This is a genomic window from Microbispora sp. NPDC046933 (assembly GCF_040644635.1).
GTDB lineage: Bacteria > Actinomycetota > Actinomycetes > Streptosporangiales > Streptosporangiaceae > Microbispora.
This window is the reverse complement of the sequence record NZ_JBEYWW010000037.1, coordinates 19,699-46,284: the sequence shown is the minus strand read 5'-3', so window position 1 is coordinate 46,284 and position 26,586 is coordinate 19,699. Positions and strand designations below refer to the sequence as shown.

The window sequence follows — 26,586 nt, the reverse complement described above, 5'->3', positions numbered from 1 at the left end:
AAGCGCCCGACACGAAAAGGGCCCGGCGGGATGTCCGCCGGGCCCTCTGCCTGACCGAACGGCCATGCGGTCAGGCGTCCGCCGTCACTGTGTCCACCGGTTGGCGGCGACCTTGTAGACGTCGTAGGTCTCGCCGTTGAAGTACGGCGAGGAGATCCGGTCGTACCGGTCGTTGCCGTCGCTGTCCCACGCCACGCTGCTGATGCCGTTCAGGTAGCCCGTGCGGGTCGCGCTCTTGTAACCCATCAGCCAGGGGCCGCCGCTGGCGCCGGAGGTCATGCCGCACGTGAACCCGATGTGCTCCTGGATGTCGTGCTTCGGCGCGGCCGGCATCGGAGCCGTCTGACCGTAGCACCACTTCATCGTCCGCCCGGTGAAGGGGCGGTCGCCGTCGCGATGCGGCCCGGCGGGATAGCCGAACGCGAACACCTTGACCTTGGTGCTGCGGTTCCAGGTGAAGCCCTGGCCGCCGACGTTGTCCCCGAGCCGGCCGACCGGGGTGCGCACGTAGCGGGTGACGCCGCCGTCCTTCTCCGGCGTGAGTTTGAAGCCCGACGACACGTTCACGAACGCGTAGTCATAGTCGAAATCCTCCCTGACCACGAAGTCGTCGTGCGCCTGGAACCACTTCGCCGGGTAGATGCCGTACGGTGCCTTTCCCTCCCACGCCTGGTCTCCGTCCCAGTACGACGGGACGAACACCCAGTTGTCGTAGAACTGGTTGGTCACCGGGTCGTAGACGCAGTGCCCGGCCGTCGCGACGACGTTGCGGTAGTGGCCCTGTACGGAGGCGCCGGAGCAGTACTTCCAGCTCTTCGGGTCGAGGGGGTTCCTGCCCGGCAGGGTGAAGAACACCCGGCCGACCGTGGGGGGCAGGTTGACCTGCTTGCTGATCTTGTTGGAACCGCCTGCCGCGCCCTTGCCGGCGCCGGTCGGCGGGACCGTGCCCGCCTTGCCGTCCGGGATGGCGTCGCCGGCCCCGCCGAAGCCCTTGACGGAGTTGCCGAGTTCCTCGGTGTAGTCCCTGGCCGCCCGCAACCGCTGCGGCGACCAGAAGGCGACGGCCTCGGCGGGCGTCTGGGGCGCGGCCTTGGCGGTCACGTCGCCGGGGGTGGCCCGCGCCGCCGCGACTGCCGAGGCCGTGCGGGTCGCGGCCGAGGAGGCCGTCAAAGAGGCCGCCGAGGAGACCGCAGGGGAGGCCGCCGAGGAGGCCGCAGGGGTGGCGCCGACCACGCCGGCCGCGAGGAGCGCGCCGGTGAGGGGAACGGCCAGACGACGTGCTCGGGGGATCATGGAGCTCCTTTCCCTGGGACGGTGAGGGTGCGTCCCATTCCTCAGGAAAACGCTCCGAGGCTAATGACCGGATCTTGCAGAATGCTGTGGATATAACCAGAACAATTGGTAATTTGCCCTATCTGTTATCCATAGCGAGTGGTTATGAGTGCCGTACTCGCAGGTCGGCGTGCTTCCGCTTCGGGCCGTCGCGTCGCGGAGCCGACGGGTTTACGGTCATTCTTGACCAGTCTTGTTTTGTTTCCGGCGCTCTGTTCCCAGTGATATCCCCGAGTATCAAAGGTGCCGGCGGCGAGCCGTCCGGGGGTCGTCCGGGCCCGGCGCGACGGCCGGAGTAATGTTCTGGCATGTTCGCCGTCACCGCCACACAGACCGATCCGGACGACCCGCTCAAGGGCCTGACACTCGGGGAGCACCCCGAGCCCGCCGTACCGGAGGGATGGACGACCGTCACTGTCCGGGCCGCCGCGCTCAACCATCACGACCTGTGGACCCTCAAGGGTGTGGGGATCAGCGAGGACCGGCTGCCGATCGTGCTCGGCTGCGACGCGGCGGGCGTGGACGAGGACGGCAACGAGGTCATCGTCCACTCCGTCATCGGCACGCCGGTCGACGGGGACGAGACCCTCGACCCGGCGCGTTCGCTGCTGTCGGAGAAGTACGACGGGACGTTCGCGGAGAAGGTCGCGGTGCCGCGCCGCAACCTGGTGCCCAAGCCCGCGGCGATCTCCTTCGAGGAGGCCGCCTGCCTGCCCACGGCCTGGCTGACGGCCTACCGGATGCTCTTCGACAAGGCCGGGCTGGAGCCGGGCTCGACCATCCTGGTCCAGGGCGCCGGTGGTGGCGTGGCGACCGCGCTGATCGCGCTCGGCCGGGCCGGCGGCTTCCGCGTCTGGGCGACCAGCCGCTCGCAGGACAAGCGGGAACGGGCCCTCGCGCTCGGCGCCGACCGGGTCTTCGAGACGGGCGCGCGGCTGCCCGAGCGGGTGGACGCCGTCATGGAGACGGTCGGCGAGGCCACCTGGAAGCACTCGCTCAGCTCCCTGCGCCCGGGTGGCCGGATCGTCACCTGCGGCGCGACGAGCGGCATGGTCGCCGCGACGCAGCTCGCGCAGGTCTACTTCCTGCAGAAGTCGATCATCGGATCGACGATGGGGACGCGCGAGCAGCTCGCGCGGCTCGCGGTGTTCCTGGAGCAGACGGGCGTCCGGCCGGCGATCGACCGGGTGCTGCCGCTGGCCGAGGCGGAGGAGGGCTTCGCCGCCATGCACCGTGGCGACGTCTTCGGCAAGGTGGTCTTCACACCCTGACGGACGCCCGCGCGGGCCGGGCGGCGCTCTCGTCGCCGCCCTCCCGCCGCCGATCGCGCTGGAGGGCGCGGTCGCCGTGGACGTATCGTTCGTCGCCCGGCCGTTCCGGCTCCCGGATCGGCCGGGCGCACGGCGGCGGGGGGAGGGACGAGCGCAGGAACGGATTGCGCCAGCCGTACGGGCTCAACTCGGCTCCTCGCTGGCCGGTGGTGTTCGTGGGGGATGTCACGGGCCCGGCGTCAGGGGCTCGGCGCCAGGGCCCGGTCTCAGGGCCCGGCCTCAGGAACGCAGTGCCCGGCGGATGCGCTCGGCGGCCTCGTCGAGGGCGGCCCGGCACTCGGCCAGGGCCCGCTCGTCGGGCACGCCCGCGGCGGAGGACCCGTGGACGTCGGCGACGAAGTCGGCCAGCATCCGGCCGAGCGCGGCGTCGTGGCCGCCCTGCCGGCCGCCGCCGAACCCCCAGGACTCCTCCCAGATCCGGCGCCACTCGTGCTGCCAGCGCTCGCTCTCCTCCTTCCACTGGCGCTTGTGGCGGCGCCACTCCTCCTTCTGCCTGCGCCACTCCTCCTTGGCGTGCTCGCGCTGCCGCCGCCACTCCTCCTTCTGCTCATGCCGCAGGTCGCGGTTGTCGTGGCCGATGTCCCTGGCCATCTGGGTGAGCTCCTCGCGCAGGGAACGCACGGTCTGCCGCACGTCCTCCTTGACCTCGCGCGCGATGTCCTGGACCGAGGCGGTGATCTCCTGCTCCAGGTCGGCGAGCTCGTCCATCCGGTCGTTCAGCTCGGCCCGCCCCTTGTCGGTCAGCGTGAAGACCTTCTTGCCGTCCACGACCTCGTGAGTGACCAGGCCCTCGTCCTCCAGGCGGGCCAGGCGGGGGTAGATCGTGCCGGGAGAGGGGGAGTAGACGCCGAGGAAACGGTCCTGCAGGAGCCGGATGACCTCGTAGCCGTGCCGCGGGCTCTCCTCCAGCAGCTTCAGCAGGTACAGCCGCAACCGGCCATGCCCGAACACGGGACTCATGCTCTCTCCTCGCCTTCGGCTCGGAGTGGCATTCGCCAGACGCCGTGTTTCCTGATGCGCTCGCGCATGCCCACCTCCTCGCCGCGTTCCCCGGTTCGCTCGCCACGCTCGCTCATACTTCCTCCTCTGCTCGCCTGCCGGCGGGCTGCCCGCACAGCAGAGTGACGGCGCCGGACACCGTGGTCGCCGAGAGGGACGCCATGCCGCCGCCGAGCCGGCCGCCGAGCGAACGGGCCCCGGGCATCGTGGCGGCGGACAACTCGGGGAAGGCCGACTCGATCCTGCCTGAGGTCGAGTGGGCGGACACGTCGGCGTTCACGTCGTGCGGGAGCCGTACGACGATCGCGCCCGACATGCTGTGCAGCGTGACGTGACCGGTGGGCTCCAGGTCCAGGTCCGCGGTGACGCGCCCGGACACCGTGTTCGCGCGCAGCCGCCGCGGCCGGCCCGCGGCCACCGTGAGGTCGCCGGAGACGCTGGAGAAGGACAGGTCGCCGGTCAGTCCCCGGCTCTCCACCGAGCCCGAGACCGTTTCGGCCTGCACCTCGCCGCTGACGCCGTCGAGGACGATCTCTCCGGACACGCTCTTCACGCCGGTGATCCCCTCCACGCCCGCCACGACGGCGGAGGCGGAGACGATCCCGGCCTGGACGGGACACGTCCTCGGCACGGTCAGCGTCAGCGTGGTCCTGCGCGGGCCAGGGCGTAACCACCCCAGGATCCCGTCCCACGTGAGGTCCTTGTACGCGACCGTCAGGCGGCCGTCGTCGTCGTGGATCACCACCAGCGGCGAGCCGTCCACCTCCGTCACTTCGAGGGTCGGCGGGCCGTCACTGGCCAGCACGGCCAGCCGACCGGCCACGACGCGCACGTTGAGTGCGGTGACCTCTCCGAACGTGAGCCGTCCGGGAGAGTCGATCGTCCATTGGGGCATCGCTCCGGCCCTTCCACGCGAAGTCCTGCGCCCGCACGGGTCGGCATCCGCACGGACGAACCATCCACAAACAAGATATATCTCGTTTGTCGGAAGTCAAGATGTATCGCGTTTGCGGTGGAGCCTCGTCCTGAGCCGTCCCCCTGAACCGCTCTCGTCGGGCGTCCTCGGTCTAGTGGTTCTCGGTCAGTCGTCCTCGTCCAGGCGGGCGAGCCAGGTGGCCAGCCGTTCGACGGGCACCTCGAACTCGGGGTTGAGGTCCACGAACTCGCGCAGCCGCTCCGCGAGCCAGCCCACGCTGACCTCCTCTTCGCCGCGACGCTCGACGAGCTCCTCGATCCCCCTGTCGGTGAAGTACATACCTCGCTCCAAGCAATGACCTGATCATGGAGAAAGGTCCCCCACAGGCGTGGGGGACCTCCTCAGTGGTGCGGAATCCTCGTTCAGCCGAAGATCTCGCCCAGGATGGCGTGCAGTTCCTCGTCGTGCTTGGCGTGCGAGCCGACGGCCGGCGAGGAGTTCGGCGTACGCGAGACCCGGCGGAAGGTGCGGCCCCCGAGCAGGTCGGGCTTCTCCACCATCTTCAGGCTGAGGTACGGCCACGGGCCCATGTTGACGGGCTCGTCCTGCGCCCAGAGCAGCTCCGCGTCGGCGCCGTAGCGGGCCAGCTCGGCCTTGAGCGGGTTCTCCGGGAACGGGTAGATGCGCTCGAGGCGCACCAGCGCCACGTCCTTCCTGCCGTCCTTCTCGCGCCGCGCGAGCAGGTCGTAGTAGATCCTGCCCGAGCAGACCACGATCTTGCGGACCGCCGCCGGGTCCACCGTCGCGTCGCCGATGACGGGGCGGAAGGCGCCGGAGGTGAACTCCGAGGTGGCCGAGGCGGCCGCCTTGAGCCGCAGCAGCGACTTGGGCGTGAAGATGACGAGGGGCTTGCGCCGCTCCGACAGCACCTGCCAGCGCAGCAGGTGGAAGTAGTTCGCCGGGGTGCTCGGCTGCGCCACCGTCATGTTGTCCTGCGCGCACAGCTGCAGGTAGCGCTCGATGCGGCCGGAGGAGTGGTCCGGGCCCTGGCCCTCGTAGCCGTGCGGCAGCAGCAGCACGACCGAGGAGCGCTGGCCCCACTTCTGCTCGCCCGACGAGATGAACTCGTCGATGATCGACTGGGCGCCGTTGGCGAAGTCGCCGAACTGCGCCTCCCACGCGACCAGGGCGTCCGGGCGGACCACGCTGTAGCCGTACTCGAAGCCCATCGCGGCGAACTCGCTGAGCAGCGAGTCGTACACGTAGAACTTCGTGGTGTCGTGGTTGAACGTCTTGAGCGGGGTGTGCTCCTCACCGGTGACCCGGTCGACCAGCACGGCGTGGCGCTGGCCGAAGGTGCCGCGGCGGGAGTCCTGACCGACCAGGCGGACCGGGTGGTCGTCGATGAGCAGCGAACCGAACGCGAGCAGCTCACCGGTCGCCCAGTCGATCGCGTCCTCGGTGACCATCGCGCCGCGGCGCTGGATCACCGGGGCGAGACGCGGGTGGACGGTGAAGCCCTCGGGCAGGTTGAGCTGGGTCTCGATGACCCGCTTGACGACCTCCTCCGAGATCGCCGTCTTGGTGTCCTCGTGCGACCACGGGATCACCTCGTCGGGTTCGGGCCGCACGACCGCGCCCGGCTGGAGCGGCTGCCTGGTGGCCTCGCGGGTCTCGGTGAAGGCCCGCTCCAGCTGCTCCTGGTAGTCGCGCAGGGCCTGCTCGGCCTCCTCGACCGTGATGTCGCCGCGGCCGATGAGCGCCTCGGTGTACAGCTTGCGGGTCGAGCGCTTGGCGTCGATGAGGTCGTACATCAGCGGCTGCGTGAACGCCGGGTTGTCGGTCTCGTTGTGGCCGCGCCGCCGGTAGCAGATCAGGTCGATGACGACGTCCTTGAGGAACGTCTGGCGGTACTCGTAGGCCAGCCGGCCGACCCGCACGACCGCCTCGGGGTCGTCGCCGTTCACGTGGAAGATCGGCGCCTGGATCATCCTGGCGACGTCGGTGGCGTACACGCTCGACCGCGAGGAGGCGGGCGAGGTGGTGAAGCCGACCTGGTTGTTCACCACGACGTGCACGGTGCCGCCGGTGCGGTAGCCGCGCAGCTGGGACAGGTGCAGGGTCTCGGCGACCACGCCCTGGCCGGCGAACGCCGCGTCGCCGTGGACGAGCACGGGCAGGACGGTGAAGCCCTCCTCGCCGCGCTCCAGCAGGTCCTGCTTGGCCCGGACCACGCCCTCCAGGACCGGGTCGACGGCCTCCAGGTGCGAGGGGTTGGCCACCACCGACGTGCTGATCTTGTTGCCGTCCGGCGCGACGAAGTCGCCGCTCGCGCCGAGGTGGTACTTCACGTCGCCGGAGCCGTGCGCGCTGCGCGGGTCGATGTTGCCCTCGAACTCGCCGAACACCTGGGCGTACGACTTGCCGACGATGTTGGCGAGCACGTTGAGCCGGCCGCGGTGGGCCATGCCGATGACGACCTCGTCGAGGCGCTCGGCCGCCGCGGAGCTGATCACCGAGTCGAGCAGCGGGATCAGCGACTCGCCGCCCTCCAGCGAGAACCGCTTCTGCCCGACGTACTTGGTCTGCAGGAAGGTCTCGAACGCCTCGGCCGTGTTGAGCCTGCGCAGGATGTGCAGCTGCTCCTCGCGGCTGGGCTTGGCGTGCGGCCGCTCCACCCGCGCCTGGATCCAGGCCCGCTCCTCGGGGTTCTGGATGTGCATGTACTCGATGCCGACCGTGCGGCAGTACGAGTCGCGCAGCACGCCGAGGATGTCGCGCAGCTTCATCAGCGGCTTGCCGCCGAACCCGCCCGTCGGGAACTCGCGCTCCAGGTCCCACAGCGTCAGGCCGTGCGACTGGATGTCGAGGTCGGGGTGCTTGCGCTGGCGGTACTCCAGCGGGTCGGTGTCGGCCATGAGGTGGCCGCGCACCCGGTAGGCGTGGATGAGCTCCAGCACACGCGCGGACTTGGCCACGTCGTCGTCGTGGGTGGCCGAGATGTCCTTGACCCAGCGGACCGGCTCGTACGGGATGCGCAGCGACTCGAAGATCTCGTCGTAGAAGCCGTCGGCGCCGAGCAGGAGCTGGTGGATGCGGCGCAGGAAGTCGCCCGACTGGGCGCCCTGGATGATCCGGTGGTCGTAGGTGGAGGTGAGCGTCATCACCTTGCTGATGGCCAGGCGGGACAGCGTCTCCTCCGAGGCGCCCTGGTATTCCGCCGGGTATTCCATCGCGCCGACGCCGATGATCGTGCCCTGGCCGGGCATCAGCCGCGGCACCGAGTGGACGGTGCCGATGGTGCCGGGGTTCGTCAGGGAGATCGTGGTGCCCTGGAAGTCCTCCACGCCGAGCTTGCCCGCGCGGGCCTTGCGCACGATCTCCTCGTACGCCACCCAGAACTGGCGGAAGTCCATGGTCTCGGCCTGCTTGATCGAGGGCACCAGCAGCTGGCGGGTGCCGTCGCTCTTCTGCACGTCGATCGCGAGGCCGAGCCCGACGTGCTCCGGCTTGACGAGGACCGGCTTGCCGTCCACCTCGGCGTACGAGTGGTTCATCTCAGGCATGGACTTGAGCGCCTGGACGATCGCGTAGCCGATGACGTGGGTGAAGGAGATCTTGCCGCCGCGGCCGCGGGACAGGTGGTTGTTGATGACGATGCGGTTGTCGATCAGCAGCTTCGCGGGAACCGCGCGCACGCTCGTGGCCGTGGGAACGACCAGCGAGGCCTCCATGTTGGCGGCGGTGCGCGCGGCGGCGCCGCGCAGCTTCTCCTCGACCGCGCCGGCCGGGGCCGGGGCCTGCTGCTTGGCGGGCGCGGGCGCCTTGGCCTCGGGCTTCGCCTGCGGCTTGGGCTTCGGCGGCGCCGTCTGCGGAGCCGGGCTCACCGGAGCGGGAGCCTCGGGCGCGGCCGTCGCGGTCGCGCCGTTCGCGGCGCCGGCGGACTTGGACGGAGCGGGCTTGGCCGTCCCGTTGTAGTCAGCGAAGAAGTGCCACCAGGCCTGGTCAACAGACTCGGGATCTTCGAGATACTTCTGGTACAACTCGTCGACAAGCCACTCATTTTGTCCAAAGCTTGCCAGCGGGTTTGTCCGCGACGACTCAGACGACACGGCGGAAATCGCCCTCTTCCGCAGATCGGCGTTGATGTTTGGTGAACCTGTCCAAGGCTACTCGCCTCGCACACCGTGGCGCGCCTCGGCGGGTCGCAGGCCCCGGCCCATCCTCCCAGGATCGATAAAACAGGTCACGCGCGGATAGCCCGTCTGGGTGGTGAGGTGTCCCTTACCCTCTGGTCACAACGACTGGGTCAGCCGATGAGCCGCGACTCGATCCGGACATTGGGAGCTATATGGGACAGCATACCCGCGAGGTCGTCGCCCGCGGCACGCAACGCGTGTGGAGAGAGCGGTTCGAGACGCTCCAGGAGGAAGAGCGCGTCCACGGTCTCCTCGGTGATCCTCGTCCTGACGCACTGCCGCCAGTTCCACCGCCGGCAGGTGACTCCGGCGTCGTCGCGCCACACCACCTCGCCGATCTCCGGTTCGCCCAGCGCCTCCTCCGAGGGCTCGTCGCCCGCGGCCCGCACCAGCCGGGCGGTGCCCTGGTAGCGGCGCAGGTCCTCGCCGCCGATCGGCAGGCCGTGCCGTACGGACACGGCGTTGTAGGCGTCCACCACCAGGTTGATCTCGGGGAGCGGCATCCGGCGGACCAGCGCGTCCACCGACGGCCGGGTGCGCTGGGGCTTGGCGCCGAAGGCGCGGTAGGCCGCCCGCCAGGCCTCGATCCGCTCGTCGTCCAGCGCCACGGCCTGGGCCGCCGCGTCGGCGAGCCAGGCCCGCGAACGGTCGTCGGACGGCCCGTTGCGCAGGCCGTACGCGCAGACCACCAGGACGGCGAAGTCCGGACGCAGCGCCGTGACGGCGTCGTCCACCCAGATGTCGTCGATCACGCCCGACAGCCTACGGCCAGGCGCGCGGCGCCGGCGTCGCCACCCCGTCGAGGCCGGCCCGGGTCGCGCCGTCCCTGGCCTGGGCGGACATCCCCTGGATGACGGCGGCGAAGACCAGGATCGCGTTCCCCGAGGCGATCGCGCGATGACCAAGGGACGCGCCTCAGAGGCGGGGCTGGGACGGCGCCGCCGGCTCGCCCTCGTAGACCGGATCGGAGGAATCGTCGATGATCGCCTTGATCCGGTTCGAGTCCTCGTGCTTCAGGCCCAAGGAGTGTCGAGCAGCCGCTCGAACTGGGCGGCGGCCTCGTCGGGGTCGAATCCGGGAAGGCCGTCGCGGATCAGCTCGCGCGTCCGGCGCGCGGCGTCGAGCCGCGCCCGGGAGACGGCCGCGCGGACCTCATCCGCCAGCGCCCGGCTGTCCAGGCGCATCGCGCGCGGCCCGAACGTCACGTCCAGCACCAGGCCGTACGCCGAGACGGTGACCGTCACCTGGCCGGAGGCCGCCTCGCCGGTGCCGGTGATCCCGTCGAGGCCGGCCTGGGCCCGCTCTATCCAGGCATGGATGCGCTCCGCCTGCTCCTCGGCCCGGGCGAGATCCGTCTCGCGGATGTCGGCCGGGTTCATGCGAGAGCCGTACACGGCGCCTCCAGTCGGAATCGCGAAACGGTCACAGCAGGTCGCGGGCGATTCGCTCCACGCGGTCTCGGACGAACCTCTCGTCCAGCGGTGCGGGCACGTCGGCGGTCTCGGCGAGGGCGGCGTCCATGATCGCCCGGGTCCTGGCCTCGGCGTCCCGCTGGGCCTCGCGCAGCACGGCCGTCACCTGCCGGCCGAGGACCTCGCGGCCGAGCCGCATGACGCGCGGGTCGAAGTGCAGCTCCACGATCTCGCCCCGGCCGTCGGCCACGGCCTTGACCGTCCGGTCCGCGCTTTCCGCCCGTCCCGTCACGTCGTGGACCATGGCCCGCGCTTCCTGGAGCCGCCGCATCGTCGCCCGGCCCTCCATCAGGACGCGCTCCAGCAGCTCGGCGTCGCCGTCGGGGGAGGGAGTGGTCATGAGAAGGAGGTTATCGAAAGGTAAATCAGTGTTTACTGTGATCCGTACGAAATGGGAAATGGGGGAGTTGAGGTCTGCGGCATGGAGTCGGGGCTGGAGATCATCCATGACCGGATGAGGCAGGACGCCTCCCGGATGCACGTACACGGCGAGGACTACGCCGCGGCCCTGCGCCGGCTCAGGGAACGCGGGCTCGGGGGCGCCGCGTGGCGCGACGACGGCCTGCTCGGCATGCTCGTCGGGCCGTACGCCGAGTGCACGCTCCTGGGGGTGGAGGCGCTGACCGGCCTGTCCGCCGTCATGGGCGACACCGGCGACGGGCTCGGCAGGGTGAGCGCCCGAGTCGGCGAGGCCGAGGGCGCGAGCCTGTCACGGTCACGCGACCTGTACGGCGAGCAGTGGGCGTGACGGGGGCCCGACGGTGGGTGTGACGGTTCCCCCGCAGGTGGACATAATGCTGAGCCTGCTGAACGTGCCCTGGCCGAACGTCGACGAGGACGAGATCCGCAAGGACGCCGACGCCTGGCGGACCGTGCTCGCGGGCGCCGAGCGGTCCGGGGCGGCGGCGGACGCGACGGTCGCGGGGACGGGTGAGGTCTACCGCGGCAGGTCGGCGACCGCGCTGGCCGGCTACTGGAGCGAGACGGGCGGCGAGGGAGGACACCTGAGCCGGGCGGCCGCCGCCGCGCGGTGGGCACCGCCCGTGCTCGACAGCGCGGCCTGGCTGACGACCGGCGTGAAGGTCGCGGTGGCCTCGACCGCCGTCTACACGACCGTGCGGGTGGCCAGGGCCTACCTGGCGGGCGGTCCGCTGGGCGCCGCCATGGCCGCGGCGGAGATGTTCCGCTCCCGCGCCGCGATCGGGAAGATCCAGCGTGAGGGCGCCGAGGGCGCGGCACGGGTGCTGGTCCCCGCGCTCGACCGCCGCGTGACCGAGCAGTTCCGCCGGGTCCTCGAAGGTCTGCGCCGTCCGGGCGGCGGTGGCCCGGCCCCCGCGTTCGCCGGCGCGGGGGCCCGGATCCCGGCCCGGGGGACGGTGGGCCCGAGGGCGTCGGCCGGCCCGGGCCGGTCCGTCCACGACGGCATGGCCCTCATGGGGCGCAGCAACAAGAACGCCAGGAGCGGCGGCAACGGCCGCCGAGGCGGAGGCGGGCGCCGCGGCGGCGGAGGTGGCGGTGGCGGTGGCCGCGGTGAGGGCGGGGTGAGCTCCCACGCCGACCTGCGGCAGAGCCAGCGTGGCATCAGCGACGACATGGTCGAGAACGCCAGAAGGACGGGCAAGAAGAGCCGGGGCAACACGCCGGGAACCACGGTCTACGAGACGCAGAACCTGAAAATCGTGGAGAACACCAGGACCGGTAAATTAATCACGGTCATCCGCAAGAAGAAATAGCCGCCGGGCGAGTGCGAGAGGTCTGACGTGCGCATCGAACACGACAGGGAGAACGACGTCGCCTACGTCTACCTGGTCGACCGGATCGACGCCGGCGAAGCGGAGACACAGGTCCAGGTCGAGGCCGACGAGCTGCGCGGGGAGATCGTCCTGGACCTCGACCGGAACGGCACCCTCCTCGGCATCGAGATCATCGGCGCGTCGTACGTCCTGCGCCCGGAGGTCCTCGCCCAGGCCGGCGACGGATCGGACGGCGGAGACGACAGTGGGCAGGACGGCGGCGGGCAGGACGACGGGCCGGACGACAGGCAGGACGACGGAGGCGTCACCCTGCCGCCCTACGAGCCGGGCCTGCGCTGAGGCCGGCCGGTAGGGCCGGGCCTGCGTTGAAGCCGTTCGGACGGCCGCACCTGCGCTGAGGCCACCCGGCAGGGCCGGGCCTGCGTTGAAGCCGCTCGGCAGGGCCGGGCCTGCGCTGTGGCCGCCTGGCACGGCTGCGCCTACGCTGCGGGTCCTGATTCCGTCGGCGGGTTTCCCCGGCCCGGCATGCCCCGGCACGTCCCGGCATGGAACCGGCCGCCGCCTCTGCTGAGGCGGCGGCCGGAGTCTTTCCGATCCGGAACGGATCGGGTCAGGCGCAGGCGGCGCCGTTCAGCGTGAACAGGTCGGGCGTGGGGTTGGCCCCCGGCGCGGCCTGGCCGTTGAAGCCGAAGGTGACCGACTGGCCCGGCTTGATGGTCTTGTTCCACGCCTCGTTCGCGGCGGTCACGGTGGCCGCCTCCTGCGAGAACTTGGCGCTCCAGCTACTGGCCACCTTCTGGCCGCCCAGGAACGACCACTTCAGCGACCAGCCGTCGATCGCCTTCGTGCCGGTGTTCTTGAGGGTGATCTGGGTGGTGAACCCGGTCGGCCACGTGCCGTGCGTGGTGTAGGTGACCTTGCACGCGCCCGGGGCCTTGACCGTGCCGTCGCCCTGGTCGGCGACGAACGCCGACACCCACGACAGCGCGGAGTTCCAGTTGATGGCCTCCTCGTTCGTGGCGTACGAGCCGATGTCGTCGATGTAGCAGAACTGGGGCTTGCAGCCCTTCAGTTTGGCCTGGGCCACCGGGTCCTGGATGTCGGAGTTCGCGCCGCCCGCGAGCGTGCCGTGCGGCGGGTTCGGCAGCGAGGTGTCCAGCGAGTGGGCGTACCACCGGCTGTGCTGGTTCTTCGACGCCACCTCGCCGTAGCCCGTCACGTAGGACTGGTTGAGCGCGTTGCGGCCCAGCAGGTAGTCGATGGCCTCGATGGCGGCATCGCGGTACTTCACCGTGCCGGTGATGTCGTAGGCCGCGCCGAGGACGACTGTGTTGTTGAGGATCGCGCTGTTGGAGCCCCAGAAATAGTTGCCCGGATCGAACGGCAGGCCGTACGGGTGGGCCTTGACGACGCCGAGGTAGCGCTCCGCGCCGTCGACGACCGACTGGCGCACCGTGTCCCGGCCGGGCAGGTCGTTCGGCACGGTCGCGAGGTCGAGGCGGCCGAGCGCGGCCACGTGGCCCCAGTCGAAGACGCCGCTCTTGCTCCACAGGTCGGCGGTGTGGTGCGGAGAGGCGAGGACGAAGTCCTTGTACTCCTTCTCACCGGTGGTGATGTAGAGCTCGGCCGCGGCCCAGTAGAACTCGTCGCTGACGTCGGCGTCGTCGTAGGTGCCGCCGCCGTTGCCGTCGGAGGGGGAGGCGAGCACGTCCGGGTGCGCCTTGGCGGCCGCCCACGCCTTCTTCGCCGCCGCCAGGTTCTTCGCCGCGAACGCGGCGTCGTACGGCGCGAAGATCCGGGCCGCCTGGGCGGCCGTCGCGGCGAGGTTCAACGTGGCGGCCGTGCTGACCGGGTGCAGTTCGCGCTTCTGCGGGTCCAGGTGTGGCAGCAGCGGCAGGCCGGTCCAGTTCTCGTCGTGGATCTTGTGGTGGACCATGCCGTCGGACCGCTGCATCTTCAGCAGGAACTCCTGCTCCCAGCGGGCCTCGTCGAGCACGTCGGGAACGGCGTCGCCGCTCTCGGGGATGTTCAGGCTGCCGATCGGCTTGGCGGTCGCCGCGTTCTTGGTGCGCTCGAACTCGCTCATGAGCTGGGCGACCGAGATGCCGCCGTTGACGACGTACTTGCCGTGGTCGCCCGCGTCGTACCAGCCGCCGGACACGTCGAGACGGTAGTCGCACACGCCCGGCTGGCAGGGGACGTTCGTGTCGCCCTGGTTGGGGGCCACGTCCACGTGACCGGCGGGACGGCCGTACCCGGGCCGCAGCGCGTCGTCGATGGCGATGCCGCTGCGCTGGGTGTAGTAGAACTTCAGCGCGTCGAGCTTGAGGTCGGCGTACGCGTCGGGCTTGATGTCGAACGGCCGGCTGGTCTCACCGTCGGCGGTGAGCGTGTAGCCGGTCCCCGCCTTGACGTACGAGCCGAAGTCGATCGAGTGGACGTTCTGCCCGGAGCTGGCGTCGACGCCGCGCGGGGTCGACGTGCCGTGCGCGACCACGGTGCCGACGGAGTCCTTGAGCTGCCAGGGCAGCGCCTCGGTCTCCTCGGTCACGAGCGTCGCGTTCTTCGGGCCCTTGGGCAGGTAGGCCACCTGGTTCACCCGCACCCGGGGACCGGTGTCGGGCGTGTAGACCTCCGGTGGAGCCCCGCCCTTGAGCGAGACGTTGTCCACGCAGAAGCGCCAGGCCGTCGAGCTGCCGCCGATCTGGAAGACGACCTGGGCGTTGGGCAGGTCGACCGGCGAGGTGAACGTGTAACTGTAGGTGTTGCCCGAGACGCTGACCTCGGGAGCGGCCGCCACGTACTGGGTGTAGGGATCGGTCGGCAGCTGAACGTACGCCCTGGCGACCTTCGACGGGTCGGCGGTGGCGAAGAAGCTGAACGCGTAGGTCTCGTCCTTCACCAGCGGGATGTCGTTGACGCCGATGATCGCGTCCCAGGGGTTGACCGTCCCGGCGGGGACGTTCGTGCAGAGCCGGCCGTCGGACAGCTCGAAGTTCAGGTTCGCGGTGTGCCACCACGGGTCGGCGGTGGTGTCGAACGTGCCGTTGGGGATCTGTTCCGGGCCCTCCTCCGCCGTTGCGGGAGGTGCGCCGGTCAGGCAGGCCGTGGCCAGTGCCGCCACGGCGAGGATGCCGATTCGTCTGAGCACAGTCGTCCTCGGGGGTGTGGGGGAGGACCCTGGGAGTGGGAGCGCTCCCAAGTGATGAGCGAATCGCATGTTTCCTGTGGGTTTCTGTGGGCGTCAACGAGCCGGCCGAGGAGACGCGCGTGACCGGGCGTTGCGGGCCGGTAAGGCTGAAACTTTCATTTCTGCAAAGAGATTTTTGCAAAGATGTCTTTGCGATGTTAGCGTCCGGGGCATGGATCACGAGGTCTTCCACGTCCACGATCCCCGCACCCTGAAGGCGGTCGCCCACCCGCTGCGGGTGCGGCTGCTGGGGGAGCTGCGCACGACCGGCCCGGCGACCGCGACCGAGCTGGCCGGCCGCCTCGGAGAGAGCTCCGGCTCCACCAGCTATCACCTGCGCCAGCTCGCCAGATATGGCTTCGTCGAGCAGGATCCCGGCCGTCGCGACCGGCGCGAGCGCCGGTGGCGGGCGATCCACCGCTTCACCTCCTGGAGCGACGTGGAGATGGCCGCGACCGCCGAGGGCCGGGAGGCCGCGGCGTTCCTGCGGCGGCGCCAGCTCGAGAAGCTCACCGCCGACGTCGAGAACTTCGAGCGCGAGCGCGACCTGTGGAGCGAGGCGTGGGTCGAGGCCGCCGGCATGTCCGACCTGGTGGTACGGCTGTCGCCGGCGACGGTGGCGTCCCTCTACGAGCGGGTGTCGGCCATGCTCCTGGAGGCCGGCGAACGGGATCGGGACGACCCGGACGCGCGTCTGGTCGCGGTCCTGCTGGCGGCCCATCCGCGCCGCGACCCGGTGGCCGGTCATGCGTGAGCCGGTCGTGGGTGAGCCGGTCGCGGGCGAGCCCAGGCGATCGCTCGCCGAGACCCCGCGGCCGGGCATGCGTGAGCACGGGCGCTACGCCGCGATCGAGTTCCTCACCTGGCTGCCGACCGGCCTGATGCTGGCGCCGATGGTGCTGCTGATGTCCGCCAGAGGGCTGGACATCGCCGAGGTCGGCCTGGTCGGCGGGGCCTACTCGGTCACGATCGTCGTGCTCGAACTGCCGACGGGCGGGCTCGCCGACGTCCTCGGGAGACGCCCGGTGCTCGCCGCCTCGGCCGTCGTCAGCGTGGCCGGGCTGGTCGTGATGGCCCTGGCGCACTCGGTGTGGCCGTTCCTGGTCGCGTCCGTGCTCAAGGGCGTCGCGCGTGCGCTGTCCAGCGGGCCCGCCCAGGCGTGGTACGTCGACACCCTGCACGCGCGGTATGGCCCGGCCGCCGACCTGAAGCCCGGGCTCGCGGCCGGCAACGTCGCTGGCTCGGCCGCCCTGGCGCTCGGCACGCTCGCCGGCGGCCTGCTCCCGCTGGCCGTACGCCACGACCCGCTGGCCGCGCCGGTCTGGGCGGGGGCGGGGGCCGCGCTCGTCCTCCTCGTGGCCGTGCTGGTGCTCATGCGCGAGCCGAGCCGTACGGGGAGGGGGCCCGTCCGGGCCGCGGTCCGGCTGGCCGAGGTGGTGCGCGACGTGCCGGTCACGATCGTCGCGGGGGTCCGGCTCGGCCTGGCCGACCGCGCCCTCGGACGGCTGCTGCTGCTCGCCGCCGGGGCCGGCGTGATGCTGAACAGCATCGAGCTGCTCACCCCTGGACGCCTCGCCGCGCTGACCGGAGGGTCCGAGACCGGCGGCGCGGCCTACGCCTTCGTGACCTTCGGCGGCTTCGCCGCCAACGCGCTGGGCAGCTCCCTCGCGCCGCCGGTCGCCCGGCTCCTCCGCGGCTCGGTCCGCGCGGCCGCCTCGGCCACGGTCGTCACGGCGGCGGCGGTCGTCGCGCTGGCCGCATCGACGGTCCTGCGGGGCGCCGCGGGGGTCGTCGCGACCGCGGCGGCCTACGTGCTGCTGTTCACCGCGCTGGCGGTCGCCTCCCTGCTCAGGACCGAACTGCTGCACCAGCGGGTCGCCGCGGGCCGCCGGGCCACCGTGATGTCCGTGGACTCCCTGCAACTCCAGTTCGGCGGCCTGCTCTCCTCGCTCTGCCTGGTGCCGCTGTCGGGGATCGCCGGCGTCGGTCCCGCCTGGGCCCTCACCGCCGTGGTCGTCCTCGCCTCCGCCCTCCTGTACGTACGCCTCCCCGCCGGTCCCGCCGGGCACCCCCGGTGGACGCCCTGAAGCGTGGTCAGCCGGGTCTCGGCTCGTACCGTTGTGTTGCCGTTGCTACGTGTCGAGTAGATCCAGCTTGCGCTTGAGGTCGTTGCCGTTACGGTAGGGCCAGCGTCGTGGGTGTTCTCGTTGCAGGCGTCCCACGACTATTCCCGGGGCGATCCCGATCTCCCGGGCGAAGGCCCGTACCGCGTCTGAGCTGGATCACGCGCTTGGTCCCGATCTTGCGGGTGACCCCGCTCACACGCGCACCCTTGATCTCCACGACGAAGACGACCGCGACTCCGCCGGTGGAGCAGATCTTCTGCAGCCGGGGGCGGAACTCCTGGGCGGGTAGCACGCCCCGCCGGCTGCTCGTACAGATCTCGCCACACGTCGACCGAGCCCACGGCGAAGAACGCGAGGAGTTGATCGATGCGCGAGATCTTGTCGCTCGGCTCCTGCGGGAGGATTTCGCGCTTCACCAGTTCGGATACCGGGAGTTCCTTGAGCCGGCCGACATGTTGTTCCAGGTCTCTGGTGAACCGAAGGCGTACCCGCGTCGATTGGTAGTCCGCCTCCCCGCCGGTCCTGGCCGGTGGTACCCCCGGTAGAACCAGATTCGGTAAGGCGGCACAATCAAGCGGGCAGGGCTGCGAGAGGGGCGGGGAGCCGATGAGCAAGGTGAGCGTGACCGCGGCGAACGAGGCGCAGCGCGCGGCGTGGCTGGGCGGGGGACTGCCCGAGGTCGAGCGGGTGCGGCCGGGGCTGTGGTCGATTCCCGTCCCGATCCCGATCAACCCGCTGCGCTACGTCCTCGTCTACGCCCTGGAGGTCCCCGGTGGAGTCGTGATCATCGACGCCGGATGGAACACCGAGGAGGCGTACGGCGCGCTCGTCGCGGGGCTCGCCACGGCCGGATACGAGATCACCGACGTGAAGGCCGTGCTGGTCACGCACATCCATCCGGACCACTACGGCCTGGCCGGACGGATCCGTGAGGTCTCCGGCGCCTGGATCGGGTTGCACCCGGCCGACGCCCGCATCGTGCACGACCGCTACGACGAGTCGGCCGTCAACGCGCTCGTCCAGCGGGAGCGCGACCTGCTGGTGAGGTGCGGCGTGCCCGACATGACGGCCGAGGAACTGGCCGGGGCGTCGGTCATGCTGCGCCAGTTCGTCACGACGGCGACGCCCGACCGGCTCATCGAGGACGGCGACCGGCTCGACCTGCCCGGCTGGGACCTGCGGGCGGTGTGGACCCCCGGCCACTCGCCCGGTCACCTGTGCTTCGTGGAGCCGGAGCGCAGGCTGCTGTTCTCCGGCGACCACGTGCTCGCCCGGATCACGTCGATGGTCGCCGTGCACCCTCAGTCGTCGGCCAACCCGCTGGCCGACTACCTCGACGCGCTGCGGGCGGTGGGCAAGCTCGACGTGGAGGAGGTGCTGCCCGCCCACGAGTACCGCTTCCTGGAGCTGGCGGATCGGGTCGACTACGTGATCGCGCACCACGAGGAGCGGCTGGCCGAGGTCCGCCGCGTCGTGGCCGAGGGGGACGGTTCGGCCTGCTGGGACATCGCCACCAGGCTCACCTGGTCGCGGAGCTGGGAGGAGATCCCCGCCCACATGCGGCGGGCGGCCAACAACGAGACGCTCGCCCACCTGGTGTGGCTGGAGCGGCGCGGCATGGTCACCCGCGTGCCCGGCGAGCCCGATCTCTGGTACGCGCCCTCCGCCTGACACCCGCGACCGGCCGGGCCGCGCTCTGCCGCCTCGACGGTCCGATGGACGGCAGGGGGCCGGAGGGCGCGGCTCGTTTCCTCGGCCACGGTGAGCGGGGATGTCGTTCGGGGATATGGTTCTGAAGGAATCTCCGGCCGATACTCACGGACCTCTACGAGAGATCCACCGAATTGGGACTCACCGCGCAGTCAAATCGTCACGCGGTGCTCGCGCAGGCGGATGGAGAGCCTTCTCCGGTTATGCTCGCCGGAGCCGCGTGACGACGCGTGTGCGCGATGTGAATATCACACGGCCGGTTTCAGCCGACTCGGTATCCGTCGTAGGCGTACCCGTTGTAGGCGCCCACGTCGACGCGCCACCACTGAAGGCCCGAGTCGCTGACGCAGGAACCGTTGACGTCGAGCGGTTGCTCGTATCCAAGAATGCCCACCACTGACGAGCTGCCACGGGGTGCGCTGTGGATCGGCGTGCCCTCCTCGAAATACATGAACTGCGTCTGGATGGTCGTACAGCTCCAGGCATTCGCGGGATTGGGCACGGCTACGATGCCGAGCACGAGTAAGGCACCTGCTACAAGCGCCTGCCACAAGCGTTTCACGCTCACCGGTCCTCTCCAACGGGACGCTCACTCGTCGACAGCTTAATAGTTCACCCGTGTTTGTAAAGTTTTCACCCGCTTCATCTCAGATTCTCAACCGCAGTGCGTCGGCAATTTCTGATAACGCAAGTATCGAAGGGGTGCGAAAGCGGTTGGGCGGAGGCGGGAACCTTCCGCGGGCCGGCCGGCGCCGCGAGGCCGCATACGCGGGGTGGCTCCGCGCGGCGGGCCGTTATTCTGGCACGCGGAATCGGAAGGACGGTGTCGTGAGCGAGGAGCGCTCGCCGGTGGCGAGCATCGACCGGGCCCTGCAGGTCCTGCGGGAGATCAGCGAGCACGGGCGGGGCGTGACGCTGGACGAGCTCGCCGCCAGGGTGGGGCTTCCCAAGAGCTCCCTGCACCGCATTCTCGGAGCCCTCAGGCATCGGGGGTTCGCCGCTCAGTACGAGCCGGGTGGTCCGTACTTCATCGGCACCGAACTGCTGGCCACGGCGTTCCGCTTCCACGAGAACATGGACGTGCGCGGGCTGGTCCACCCGCTGCTCGCGCGGCTGCGCGAGACGACCGGCGAGACGGTGCACATGGCCGTGCTGGACGGCGCCGACGTCGTCTACCTGGACAAGATCGAGGCGCCCCGGTCCATCACCATGACCTCGGTGGTGGGCGGGCGCAACGGAGCCCACTGCACCGGGGTCGGCAAGGCGCTGCTGGCCTGGACGTACCCGACGGACGAGGCGGTCACGTCCTGGGCCGTCCGGCACGGGCCGCTGCGCGCGCCGACCCGGGCCACGGTGACGGACCCGGCGGGGCTGGCCGCCCAGATGGCGGAGATCAGGCGGCGGGGCTACGCGCTGGACCTGGAGGAGAACGAGCCCGGCGTACGCTGCGTGGCCGCTCCGGTGTTCCTGGGAAGGGACGTCCCGCTCGCCGCGGTGAGCGTGACGGTGCTCAAGGAACGCCTGCCCGGGTCCAGGGCCAGGGAGCTCGGCGAGACGATCCGCCGGCTCGCCACCGAGTACGGACGAACCGCCTAACCCTCTTCATCTGCGGAAATATCTTGACAAATCCCCCTCCGCGGTGATCTCATAACCGCATCGTGGAATAGCGTTCTGTCATACGGAATGAGGGATCATGAGGCTCGGGACGGTCCGGACGGCGGGTGGCGAGGTCGCGGCGGTGGAGCGCGACGGAGCGTGGCTGGCGCTCGGCGTGCCGGCCGGAGTGACCCTCCGGGACGTCCTGACGAGAGGGGCGGGGGAGGTCCGCCGTCTGGCCGGCGCGGCGACCGCCGAGATCCCGGGGGCCGTGCCCACGGCGCCGCTGCGGCCCGGCAAGATCGTCGCCATCGGGCTCAACTATCTGGACCACATCCGCGAGGCCGGCATGGACAAGCCGGAGCGGCCGCTCGTCTTCGCGAAGTTCCCCTCCAGCGTGATCGGCCCGGAGGACGCGATCGTCGTCGACGCCGCACTGACCTCCCGCGTCGACTGGGAGGTCGAGCTCACCGCCGTCATCGGAGCGCCGCTGCGCGACGCGAGCCCCGAGGAGGCCCTGGCCGGTGTCGCCGGATACACCGTCGCGAACGACGTGTCGGCCCGGGACCTCCAGTTCGGCGACGGCCAGTGGGTGCGGGGCAAGAGCCTCGACACGTTCTGCCCGCTCGGCCCGGTCGTCGTCACGCCCGACGAGATCCCCGACCCCCAGGGGCTGCGGCTGTGGACCGTCGTGAACGGCGAGACGGTGCAGGATTCCAGCACGTCGCAGATGCTCTTCGGGGTGGCGGAGCTCCTTTCCTTCTGCTCCCGCTCGTTCACGCTGGAGCCCGGTGACGTGGTGCTGACCGGCACGCCGTGGGGGTGCGGCGAGTTCATGGACCCGCGGCGCTCCCTGCGTCCCGGTGACGTCGTCGAGGTGGGCGTCGAGGGCATCGGGACCCTGCGCAACCCCGTGACCGGCCGGGAGTGATCCGCGTCTCGGAGCCCGTCGCCCTTCCGGTGCCCCGGTCCGCGCTGGGGGAGGGGGCCCGTTGGGATCATGAGGCCGGGCGGCTGCTGTGGGTCGACATCCCGGCCGGGCTGGTGCATACGCTCGCCGGCGGGCGCCACGAGTCGATCGACGTGGGCCGCCCGGTCACGGTGGCCGTACCCGCGGCGCGCGGCGGCCTCGCGCTCGCCCTGCGCGAGGGTTTCGCGCTTCTCACCGCGGGCGGCCCGCCGGAGGTCCTCGCCACCGTGATCGAGGCGGGCGGCCGGATGAACGACGGCGCGTGCGACAGCGCGGGCAGGTTCTTCGCCGGCACCATGACGGACGCGCCCGGCGTGGGCGCCCTCTACCGCCTCGGTGCCGATCGTCACGTCGAACGGGTGGTCGGCGGCGTCACGATCTCCAACGGCATCGCCTGGAGTCCGGACGAGAGCCTCATGTACTACGTGGACACCGCCCTGGGCCGGGTGGACGTCTTCGACTACGACCCGGGCTCCGGCGACCTCGCGAACCGGCGCACCTTCGTCCCGGTGACGCGCGGACGCCCCGACGGCATCACCGTGGACGCATCGGGGCACGTCTGGGTGGCGGTGTGGGAAGGCGGCGCCGTCCTGCGGTACGGGCCGGGCGGGCGGCTCGACCTGGTCGTCGAGATCCCGGCGTCCCGCGTCACGAGTTGCGCCTTCGGCGGCCCGGGGCTGGACGAGCTGTACGTGACGACCGCCTCGGACGGCCGGACGGGAGGCGAGGTCTTCCGCTGCCGCACGTCGGCCACCGGCCTGCCCGCCCACCCCTACCGTGGCTGATCCAGGGTCGAGCGGTACGGCGGCATGAACCGGTGGCGGGGCATCTGGTCGGCCAGCACGCCCCCGTCGACCACGACGGTGGCGCCGGTGACGTACCGGGCGGCGTCGGACGCGAGGTAGACGACGGCGCCGGTGACGTCGTCGGGCGTGCCGTACCCGCCCCTGAGGGGGATCCGCTCGGCCCAGGCCGCCTCGAACGCCTGGTGCTCCAGGGGGAACGCGTCGTCGATCGGCGTGGCGATCATGCCGGGCGCGACCGCGTTGACGGTGATGCCGTGCGGGCCGAGCTCCGCCGCGAGCGATTTGGTGATCAGTTCGACCGCGCCCTTGGACGCGTTGTAGTGGGCCAGCCCGGCCTCGGCCATCAGGCCGTTCTTCGACGAGACGTTCACGATCCTGCCGGGCCGTCCGGCGGCGATCATGTGCTCGGCGACCCGCTGGGAGAGGAAGAACACGGCGTCGACGTTGACCGCCATGATCTCGCGCCAGCCATTGACCGTGATCTCGTTGAAGTGCTCAAGCCTGGCGATCCCGGCATTGTTGACCAGGATGTCCACCGGGCGGCCGGCCCAGAGGCGGTCGGCGAGGCCGGCGAGACCGGCGGTGTCGGCGAGGTCGAACTCGACCGGGCTGCAGACCCTGCCGTACGCCTCGACCAGCCGGACGGTCTCGTCCAGCGGCGGCCCGCCCGGCCTGTCGATCGCCACGACGTCCGCGCCGGCCTCGGCGAGACCGGCGGCGAACGCCTGGCCGAGGCCGCGCGCGGCGCCGGTGACGACGGCCACCCGTCCCGTCAGGTCGAACCTTCGCTCACTCATGCGAGCCCCAGCAGCGGGAGGGCGTCGCGGTGGATGAGGCTCTCGATGTCGTCGCGGTCGAGCGGGGGCAGGCCGGGGATGCCCGCCACGGCCCCGACCGCCCGCAGCCCCTCGATCGAGGCGTCGACCGTGGTGAACGGGTAGTCGCTGCCGAACAGCAGCTTGTGCCACACCCCGTAGTCCTGCACGAGCCTGAGGCTGTGCCAGAGCTGGAACGGGCGGTAGTGGAGCGCGGAGACGTCGGCGTAGACGTGCCGGTGCTTGCGGATCACCGCGATGCATTCGCCCTCGAACGGGTGGCCGAGATGCGCCAGGACCATGCGCAGCTCGGGGTGGCGGATCGCGACCTCGTCCAGATGGACCGGAAGCGCCCACTTCAGCGGCGCCTTGGACACGAACGTCGTGCCGGTGTGCACCAGCAGGGGCAGGCCGTGCCGCTCGGCGTAGGCGAACAGGTCGTCGTACTCCGGGGCGGCGGGGTCGAACCCCGCGTACATCGGCATGAGCTTGATCCCGCGCAGGCCCAGGTCCTGGTGGCCGCGCACCAGCTCGTCCCGCCAGCCGGGCTGGGTGGGATCGAGCGACAGGTAGCCGATCAGCCTGTCGGGGTGCGCGGCCGCGTAATCCGCCACGGCCGCGTCGTCCACCCACAGGCCCGACCTGCGCGCCTTGCCGCCCACCACGATCGTCCTGGTGCCGTCGGGGGCGGAGGCCGCGTAGTCGGACCACCGCACGGTGAGGTCGACGTGACCCCCGTGCGCGCGGGCCGACTCGGCGGCGAAGGGGTCCCCGACGTCGTCCGGGCAGGTGAACAGGTGTGAGTGGACGTCGACGATCATGTGCGGTTCCGCTTCTCCCAGCCTTCGGCGAACATGTTCCAGAACCGGTGGCTCGGCGGGTGCTCCTCGAAGACCTCGTCGGCCAGCTCGATTCCCAGTCCTGGCTCATCAGGTATCCCGATATATCCGGATTCGATGGGCAGGGCGCCGCGGACCGCCTCGAAGACGTACGGCTCCAGCAGGCCGTCGAAGGTCTCCAGGATCGTGAAGTTCGGCATGCCGAGCACGGCGTGCACCGACGCGGTCGTGCACAGCGGCGAGTTCGAGTTGTGCGGCGCCACGGTCATCGCGTGGAGGTCGGCCAGCGCGGCGAGCTTGCGCACCTCGGTGAACCCGCCCGCCATGGACAGGTCCGGCTGGATGATGTCCACCGCGTCCGTGGCGAACAGCCGCGCGTACTCGTACCGGTTGTGGAAGTGCTCCCCGCCCGAGATCGGGAAGGCCGCCCGCTGGCGCAGCTCGGCGTACCGCTCGATGTGGGTCCACGGCAGCGGCTCCTCGAACCAGCCGATGTCGTACGGCTCCAGCTCCCGCACCAGCCGGGCGGCGGTGTGGAAGGCGAACCGGGCGTGCCCCTCGACGAACAGGTCCACGTCCGGGCCGACCGCCTCCCGTACGGCGGCGACGATGTCGAGCGAGAGCCGCAGCTCGGCGCGGGACAGCTCGCCGAGGCCGGCGCCGAACGGGTCGAACTTCAGCGCGGTGTAGCCCTTGGCGACCGTCTCCTTGGCGCGCTGGGCGAACGCGCCGGGCTCGCGGTCGCCGGTGTACCACCCGTTGGCGTAGACCCTGACCCGGTCGCGGCAGGCGCCGCCGGTGAGCCGGTAGGCCGGCACGCCGAGCGCCTTGCCCATCAGGTCGTGCAGCGCCTGGTCCACGCCCGACACCACGATGCCGCCGACGTCTCCGCCGCGCAGGAAGTCGCCCTGGTAGAGCCGGAGCCAGATCTCCTCCACGTCGAACGGGTCGGCGCCCAGCAGGTGGCGCTGCGCCATCGCCTCGGTCAGCAGGCAGGTCTCCCGCGCCCGGTAGGGATGGGTGATCTCGCCGACGCCCGACAGGCCCTCGTCGGTGTGGATCCGGACATAGCTGAAGTCGCGCCAGGCGGTGCCCAGGGTGAGGGTCTCGACGCGGCTGATCCGCCCGGCGGGGCCGGCCGGGCGGGTGGTGTTCACGGTCAGCATCAGCGGGCTCCTCCCATGGTGGAGGCGGTGCTCAGGTCGCCGGGCGCGCCGCCTTCGGCGAGCTGGGCGCGGACGGCCGCCTCGGTGGCCTCGATCAGCCGGTCCACGTCCGCGTCGGTGTGCGCGTACGACAGGTGGCTGCGCTTGAGGTTGAGCGGCAGCTCGAAGACGCCCTGGTCGACCATGCGGCGACGGTATCCGACGAACATGGCGGTGTCGTTGGCGAGGAGGTCGTCGTACGTCTTCGGCAGCCGGTCCATGAAGTAGGTGACGAACACCGAGCCGTACCCGGTGACGACGGCGGGCACGCCGAGAGAGGCGAGCACCGGGGGAAGCTCGGCGCGCACCCGGTCGCCCAGCCGGAACACGTGCTCGTGCACCGGCTCCTCGCGCAGCTTGCGCAGGGTGGCGAGCGCCGCCGCGACCACCGCCGGGTGGCCGTTGTAGGTGCCCGCGAAGAAGACGGGGGCGCCGGGGCGCGAGCTGAACAGGTCCATGAGGTCGGCGCGGCCTCCGAGCGCGCCGACGGGATAGCCGTTCGCGATGGCCTTGCCCATCGTGGTCAGGTCCGGGGTCACGCCGGCGATCTCCTGCCAGCCGCCCAGGCCGTGCCGTACGCCCGTGATCACCTCGTCGAAGACCAGCACGCTGCCGTGCCGGGTGCACTCCTCCCGGAGCGTACGCAGGAACTCCGCGTCGGGGAGCAGGCAGCCGACGTTGTGCGGCACGGGTTCGACGATCACGGCCGCGATGTCGTCGCCGTGGTCGGCGAACGCGGCGCGCACCCCCTCCGGGTCGTTGAACCGCAGGACGAGCGTGGCGTCGAGGACCTCGGGCAGGATGCCCGTGGAGATCGGGTCCCTGCGCCCGACGCGGTCGGGCGCCGAGATCACGTTCATGCTCACGGAGTCGTGCCAGCCGTGGTAGCAGCCCTGGAACTTCACCACCAGCCGGCGCCCGGTGGCGGCCCGCGCGACCCGCAGGGCGTGGAAGGTCGCCTCCGAACCGGTGCTGGTCAGGAGGACCCGCTCCATGCTGGGGACCAGCTCCGCGAGCGTCTCGGCCAGTTCGATCTCGCCCTCGGTGACGCCGACGCCGCACAGGTCCAGGGTCCGTCCCGCCTCGGCCACGGCCGCGGCGACGTCCGGGTCGTTGTGGCCGAGCAGGGGCGGGCCGAAGGCCGCGTGGTAGTCGGTGTACTGCCGCCCGTCCGCGTCCCAGAACGTGGCGCCCTGGGCCCGGGCGATCACCAGGTCGGCGAGTCCCGGAACGTTCCGCTGTCCGCTGTTGACCCCGCCGGGGATGACCCGGCGGGCCCGTTCGGGCAGGGAGGTGGACGGGGCCGGTTGCTGATTCACATGGTCT

The 26,586-nt window shown here is 71.0% G+C and carries 25 protein-coding genes; 10 read left to right on the top strand and 15 right to left on the bottom strand.

The window, feature by feature from the left end:
• Positions 1-84 precede the first annotated feature (84 nt).
• Positions 85-1,293 carry a serine protease gene (locus ABZ857_RS35975; protein ID WP_357052564.1) on the bottom strand — a complete coding sequence of 403 codons (1,209 nt, stop codon included), beginning with the start codon at positions 1,291-1,293 and terminating at the stop codon, positions 85-87.
• Between the two features lie 347 nt (positions 1,294-1,640).
• On the opposite strand from ABZ857_RS35975, the gene ABZ857_RS35970 reads away from it, so the two are divergent.
• Positions 1,641-2,603 carry a zinc-binding dehydrogenase gene (locus tag ABZ857_RS35970; protein ID WP_357052561.1) on the top strand — a complete coding sequence of 321 codons (963 nt, stop codon included), beginning with the start codon at positions 1,641-1,643 and terminating at the stop codon, positions 2,601-2,603.
• Here the strand turns inward: ABZ857_RS35970 and ABZ857_RS35965 are convergent.
• The 8 genes from ABZ857_RS35965 to ABZ857_RS35930 form a co-directional block, all read right to left on the bottom strand.
• The gene (locus ABZ857_RS35965) at positions 2,593-2,832 is read right to left on the bottom strand and encodes a hypothetical protein (RefSeq protein ID WP_357052558.1); all 240 of its coding nucleotides are present in this window, start codon (positions 2,830-2,832) and stop codon (positions 2,593-2,595) included. The genes ABZ857_RS35970 and ABZ857_RS35965 overlap by 11 nt on opposite strands.
• Positions 2,833-2,882: 50 nt before the next feature.
• On the bottom strand, positions 2,883-3,623 hold the full coding sequence (locus tag ABZ857_RS35960) for a PadR family transcriptional regulator (protein WP_357052555.1): 741 nt from the start codon (positions 3,621-3,623) through the stop codon (positions 2,883-2,885).
• 112 nt (positions 3,624-3,735) lie between these two features.
• A complete protein-coding gene (locus ABZ857_RS35955; RefSeq protein ID WP_357052552.1) occupies positions 3,736-4,557 on the bottom strand; it encodes a DUF4097 family beta strand repeat-containing protein in 822 nt (273 codons plus the stop codon).
• Positions 4,558-4,743: 186 nt separating this feature from the next.
• On the bottom strand, positions 4,744-4,917 hold the full coding sequence (locus tag ABZ857_RS35950; protein WP_167530605.1) for a DUF6104 family protein: 174 nt from the start codon (positions 4,915-4,917) through the stop codon (positions 4,744-4,746).
• Between the two features lie 83 nt (positions 4,918-5,000).
• Positions 5,001-8,690, bottom strand: coding sequence for a multifunctional oxoglutarate decarboxylase/oxoglutarate dehydrogenase thiamine pyrophosphate-binding subunit/dihydrolipoyllysine-residue succinyltransferase subunit (locus tag ABZ857_RS35945; RefSeq protein ID WP_357052549.1), 3,690 nt, complete (start codon positions 8,688-8,690; stop codon positions 5,001-5,003).
• A 197-nt stretch (positions 8,691-8,887) separates the two neighbouring features.
• Entirely contained in the window at positions 8,888-9,529 is a 642-nt protein-coding gene (locus ABZ857_RS35940) for a phenylalanine--tRNA ligase beta subunit-related protein (protein ID WP_357052546.1), read from the bottom strand.
• Positions 9,530-9,790: 261 nt separating this feature from the next.
• The gene (locus tag ABZ857_RS35935; RefSeq protein WP_357052543.1) at positions 9,791-10,171 is read right to left on the bottom strand and encodes a YbaB/EbfC family nucleoid-associated protein; all 381 of its coding nucleotides are present in this window, start codon (positions 10,169-10,171) and stop codon (positions 9,791-9,793) included.
• A 28-nt stretch (positions 10,172-10,199) separates the two neighbouring features.
• Positions 10,200-10,589 (bottom strand): YbaB/EbfC family nucleoid-associated protein, encoded by a 390-nt coding sequence (locus ABZ857_RS35930; protein ID WP_357052541.1) that lies wholly within the window; start codon positions 10,587-10,589, stop codon positions 10,200-10,202.
• 81 nt (positions 10,590-10,670) lie between these two features.
• On the opposite strand from ABZ857_RS35930, the gene ABZ857_RS35925 reads away from it, so the two are divergent.
• Genes ABZ857_RS35925 through ABZ857_RS35915 form a run of 3 tightly spaced genes read left to right on the top strand, consistent with a single transcriptional unit; the run spans position 10,671 to position 12,342 of the window.
• On the top strand, positions 10,671-10,997 hold the full coding sequence (locus tag ABZ857_RS35925; protein WP_357052538.1) for a hypothetical protein: 327 nt from the start codon (positions 10,671-10,673) through the stop codon (positions 10,995-10,997).
• Between the two features lie 46 nt (positions 10,998-11,043).
• Complete coding sequence (locus ABZ857_RS35920) at positions 11,044-11,982, top strand: hypothetical protein (RefSeq protein ID WP_357052535.1); 939 nt, start codon at positions 11,044-11,046, stop codon at positions 11,980-11,982.
• Between the two features lie 27 nt (positions 11,983-12,009).
• Positions 12,010-12,342: a DUF2283 domain-containing protein gene (locus tag ABZ857_RS35915; protein ID WP_357052532.1), complete on the top strand. Its 333-nt coding sequence runs from the start codon at positions 12,010-12,012 to the stop codon at positions 12,340-12,342.
• A 271-nt stretch (positions 12,343-12,613) separates the two neighbouring features.
• Here the strand turns inward: ABZ857_RS35915 and ABZ857_RS35910 are convergent, their stop codons facing one another.
• A complete protein-coding gene (locus ABZ857_RS35910; protein WP_357052529.1) occupies positions 12,614-15,154 on the bottom strand; it encodes a glycoside hydrolase family 9 protein in 2,541 nt (846 codons plus the stop codon).
• 211 nt (positions 15,155-15,365) lie between these two features.
• Between ABZ857_RS35910 and ABZ857_RS35905 the strand changes: the two genes are divergently transcribed.
• The 3 genes from ABZ857_RS35905 to ABZ857_RS35895 all read left to right on the top strand — a co-directional run bounded on the left by ABZ857_RS35905 (position 15,366) and on the right by ABZ857_RS35895 (position 18,990).
• Positions 15,366-15,947 carry a helix-turn-helix domain-containing protein gene (locus tag ABZ857_RS35905; protein WP_357052526.1) on the top strand — a complete coding sequence of 194 codons (582 nt, stop codon included), beginning with the start codon at positions 15,366-15,368 and terminating at the stop codon, positions 15,945-15,947.
• Entirely contained in the window at positions 15,940-17,280 is a 1,341-nt protein-coding gene (locus ABZ857_RS35900) for an MFS transporter (protein ID WP_357052523.1), read from the top strand. The genes ABZ857_RS35905 and ABZ857_RS35900 overlap by 8 nt, the downstream gene beginning before the upstream one ends.
• Before the next feature lie 645 nt (positions 17,281-17,925).
• Entirely contained in the window at positions 17,926-18,990 is a 1,065-nt protein-coding gene (locus ABZ857_RS35895) for an MBL fold metallo-hydrolase (RefSeq protein WP_357052520.1), read from the top strand.
• A gap of 301 nt (positions 18,991-19,291) precedes the next feature.
• Here ABZ857_RS35895 and ABZ857_RS35890 read toward each other — a convergent pair whose 3' ends face one another.
• Positions 19,292-19,597 (bottom strand): hypothetical protein, encoded by a 306-nt coding sequence (locus ABZ857_RS35890; RefSeq protein WP_357052517.1) that lies wholly within the window; start codon positions 19,595-19,597, stop codon positions 19,292-19,294.
• 260 nt (positions 19,598-19,857) lie between these two features.
• On the opposite strand from ABZ857_RS35890, the gene ABZ857_RS35885 reads away from it, so the two are divergent.
• The 3 genes from ABZ857_RS35885 (at position 19,858) to ABZ857_RS35875 (ending at position 22,380) form a co-directional block, all read left to right on the top strand.
• Positions 19,858-20,625, top strand: coding sequence for an IclR family transcriptional regulator (locus tag ABZ857_RS35885; protein ID WP_357052514.1), 768 nt, complete (start codon positions 19,858-19,860; stop codon positions 20,623-20,625).
• A 97-nt stretch (positions 20,626-20,722) separates the two neighbouring features.
• Positions 20,723-21,556, top strand: coding sequence for a fumarylacetoacetate hydrolase family protein (locus ABZ857_RS35880; protein ID WP_357052511.1), 834 nt, complete (start codon positions 20,723-20,725; stop codon positions 21,554-21,556).
• Positions 21,553-22,380 (top strand): SMP-30/gluconolactonase/LRE family protein, encoded by an 828-nt coding sequence (locus ABZ857_RS35875; RefSeq protein ID WP_357052508.1) that lies wholly within the window; start codon positions 21,553-21,555, stop codon positions 22,378-22,380. The genes ABZ857_RS35880 and ABZ857_RS35875 overlap by 4 nt, the downstream gene beginning before the upstream one ends.
• Here the strand turns inward: ABZ857_RS35875 and ABZ857_RS35870 are convergent.
• The 4 genes from ABZ857_RS35870 to ABZ857_RS35855 are packed head-to-tail and all read right to left on the bottom strand — an operon-like array spanning position 22,368 to position 26,579.
• Positions 22,368-23,198: an SDR family oxidoreductase gene (locus ABZ857_RS35870; RefSeq protein ID WP_357052505.1), complete on the bottom strand. Its 831-nt coding sequence runs from the start codon at positions 23,196-23,198 to the stop codon at positions 22,368-22,370. The two genes, ABZ857_RS35875 and ABZ857_RS35870, sit on opposite strands and share 13 nt — an antisense overlap.
• Complete coding sequence (locus tag ABZ857_RS35865) at positions 23,195-24,037, bottom strand: amidohydrolase family protein (protein WP_357052503.1); 843 nt, start codon at positions 24,035-24,037, stop codon at positions 23,195-23,197. The genes ABZ857_RS35870 and ABZ857_RS35865 overlap by 4 nt, the downstream gene beginning before the upstream one ends.
• Complete coding sequence (locus ABZ857_RS35860; protein ID WP_357052500.1) at positions 24,034-25,221, bottom strand: mandelate racemase/muconate lactonizing enzyme family protein; 1,188 nt, start codon at positions 25,219-25,221, stop codon at positions 24,034-24,036. Before ABZ857_RS35860 ends, ABZ857_RS35865 begins: the two co-directional genes overlap by 4 nt.
• Positions 25,221-26,579 carry an aspartate aminotransferase family protein gene (locus tag ABZ857_RS35855; RefSeq protein WP_357052497.1) on the bottom strand — a complete coding sequence of 453 codons (1,359 nt, stop codon included), beginning with the start codon at positions 26,577-26,579 and terminating at the stop codon, positions 25,221-25,223. The genes ABZ857_RS35860 and ABZ857_RS35855 overlap by 1 nt, the downstream gene beginning before the upstream one ends.
• Between the last annotated feature and the right edge of the window lie 7 nt (positions 26,580-26,586).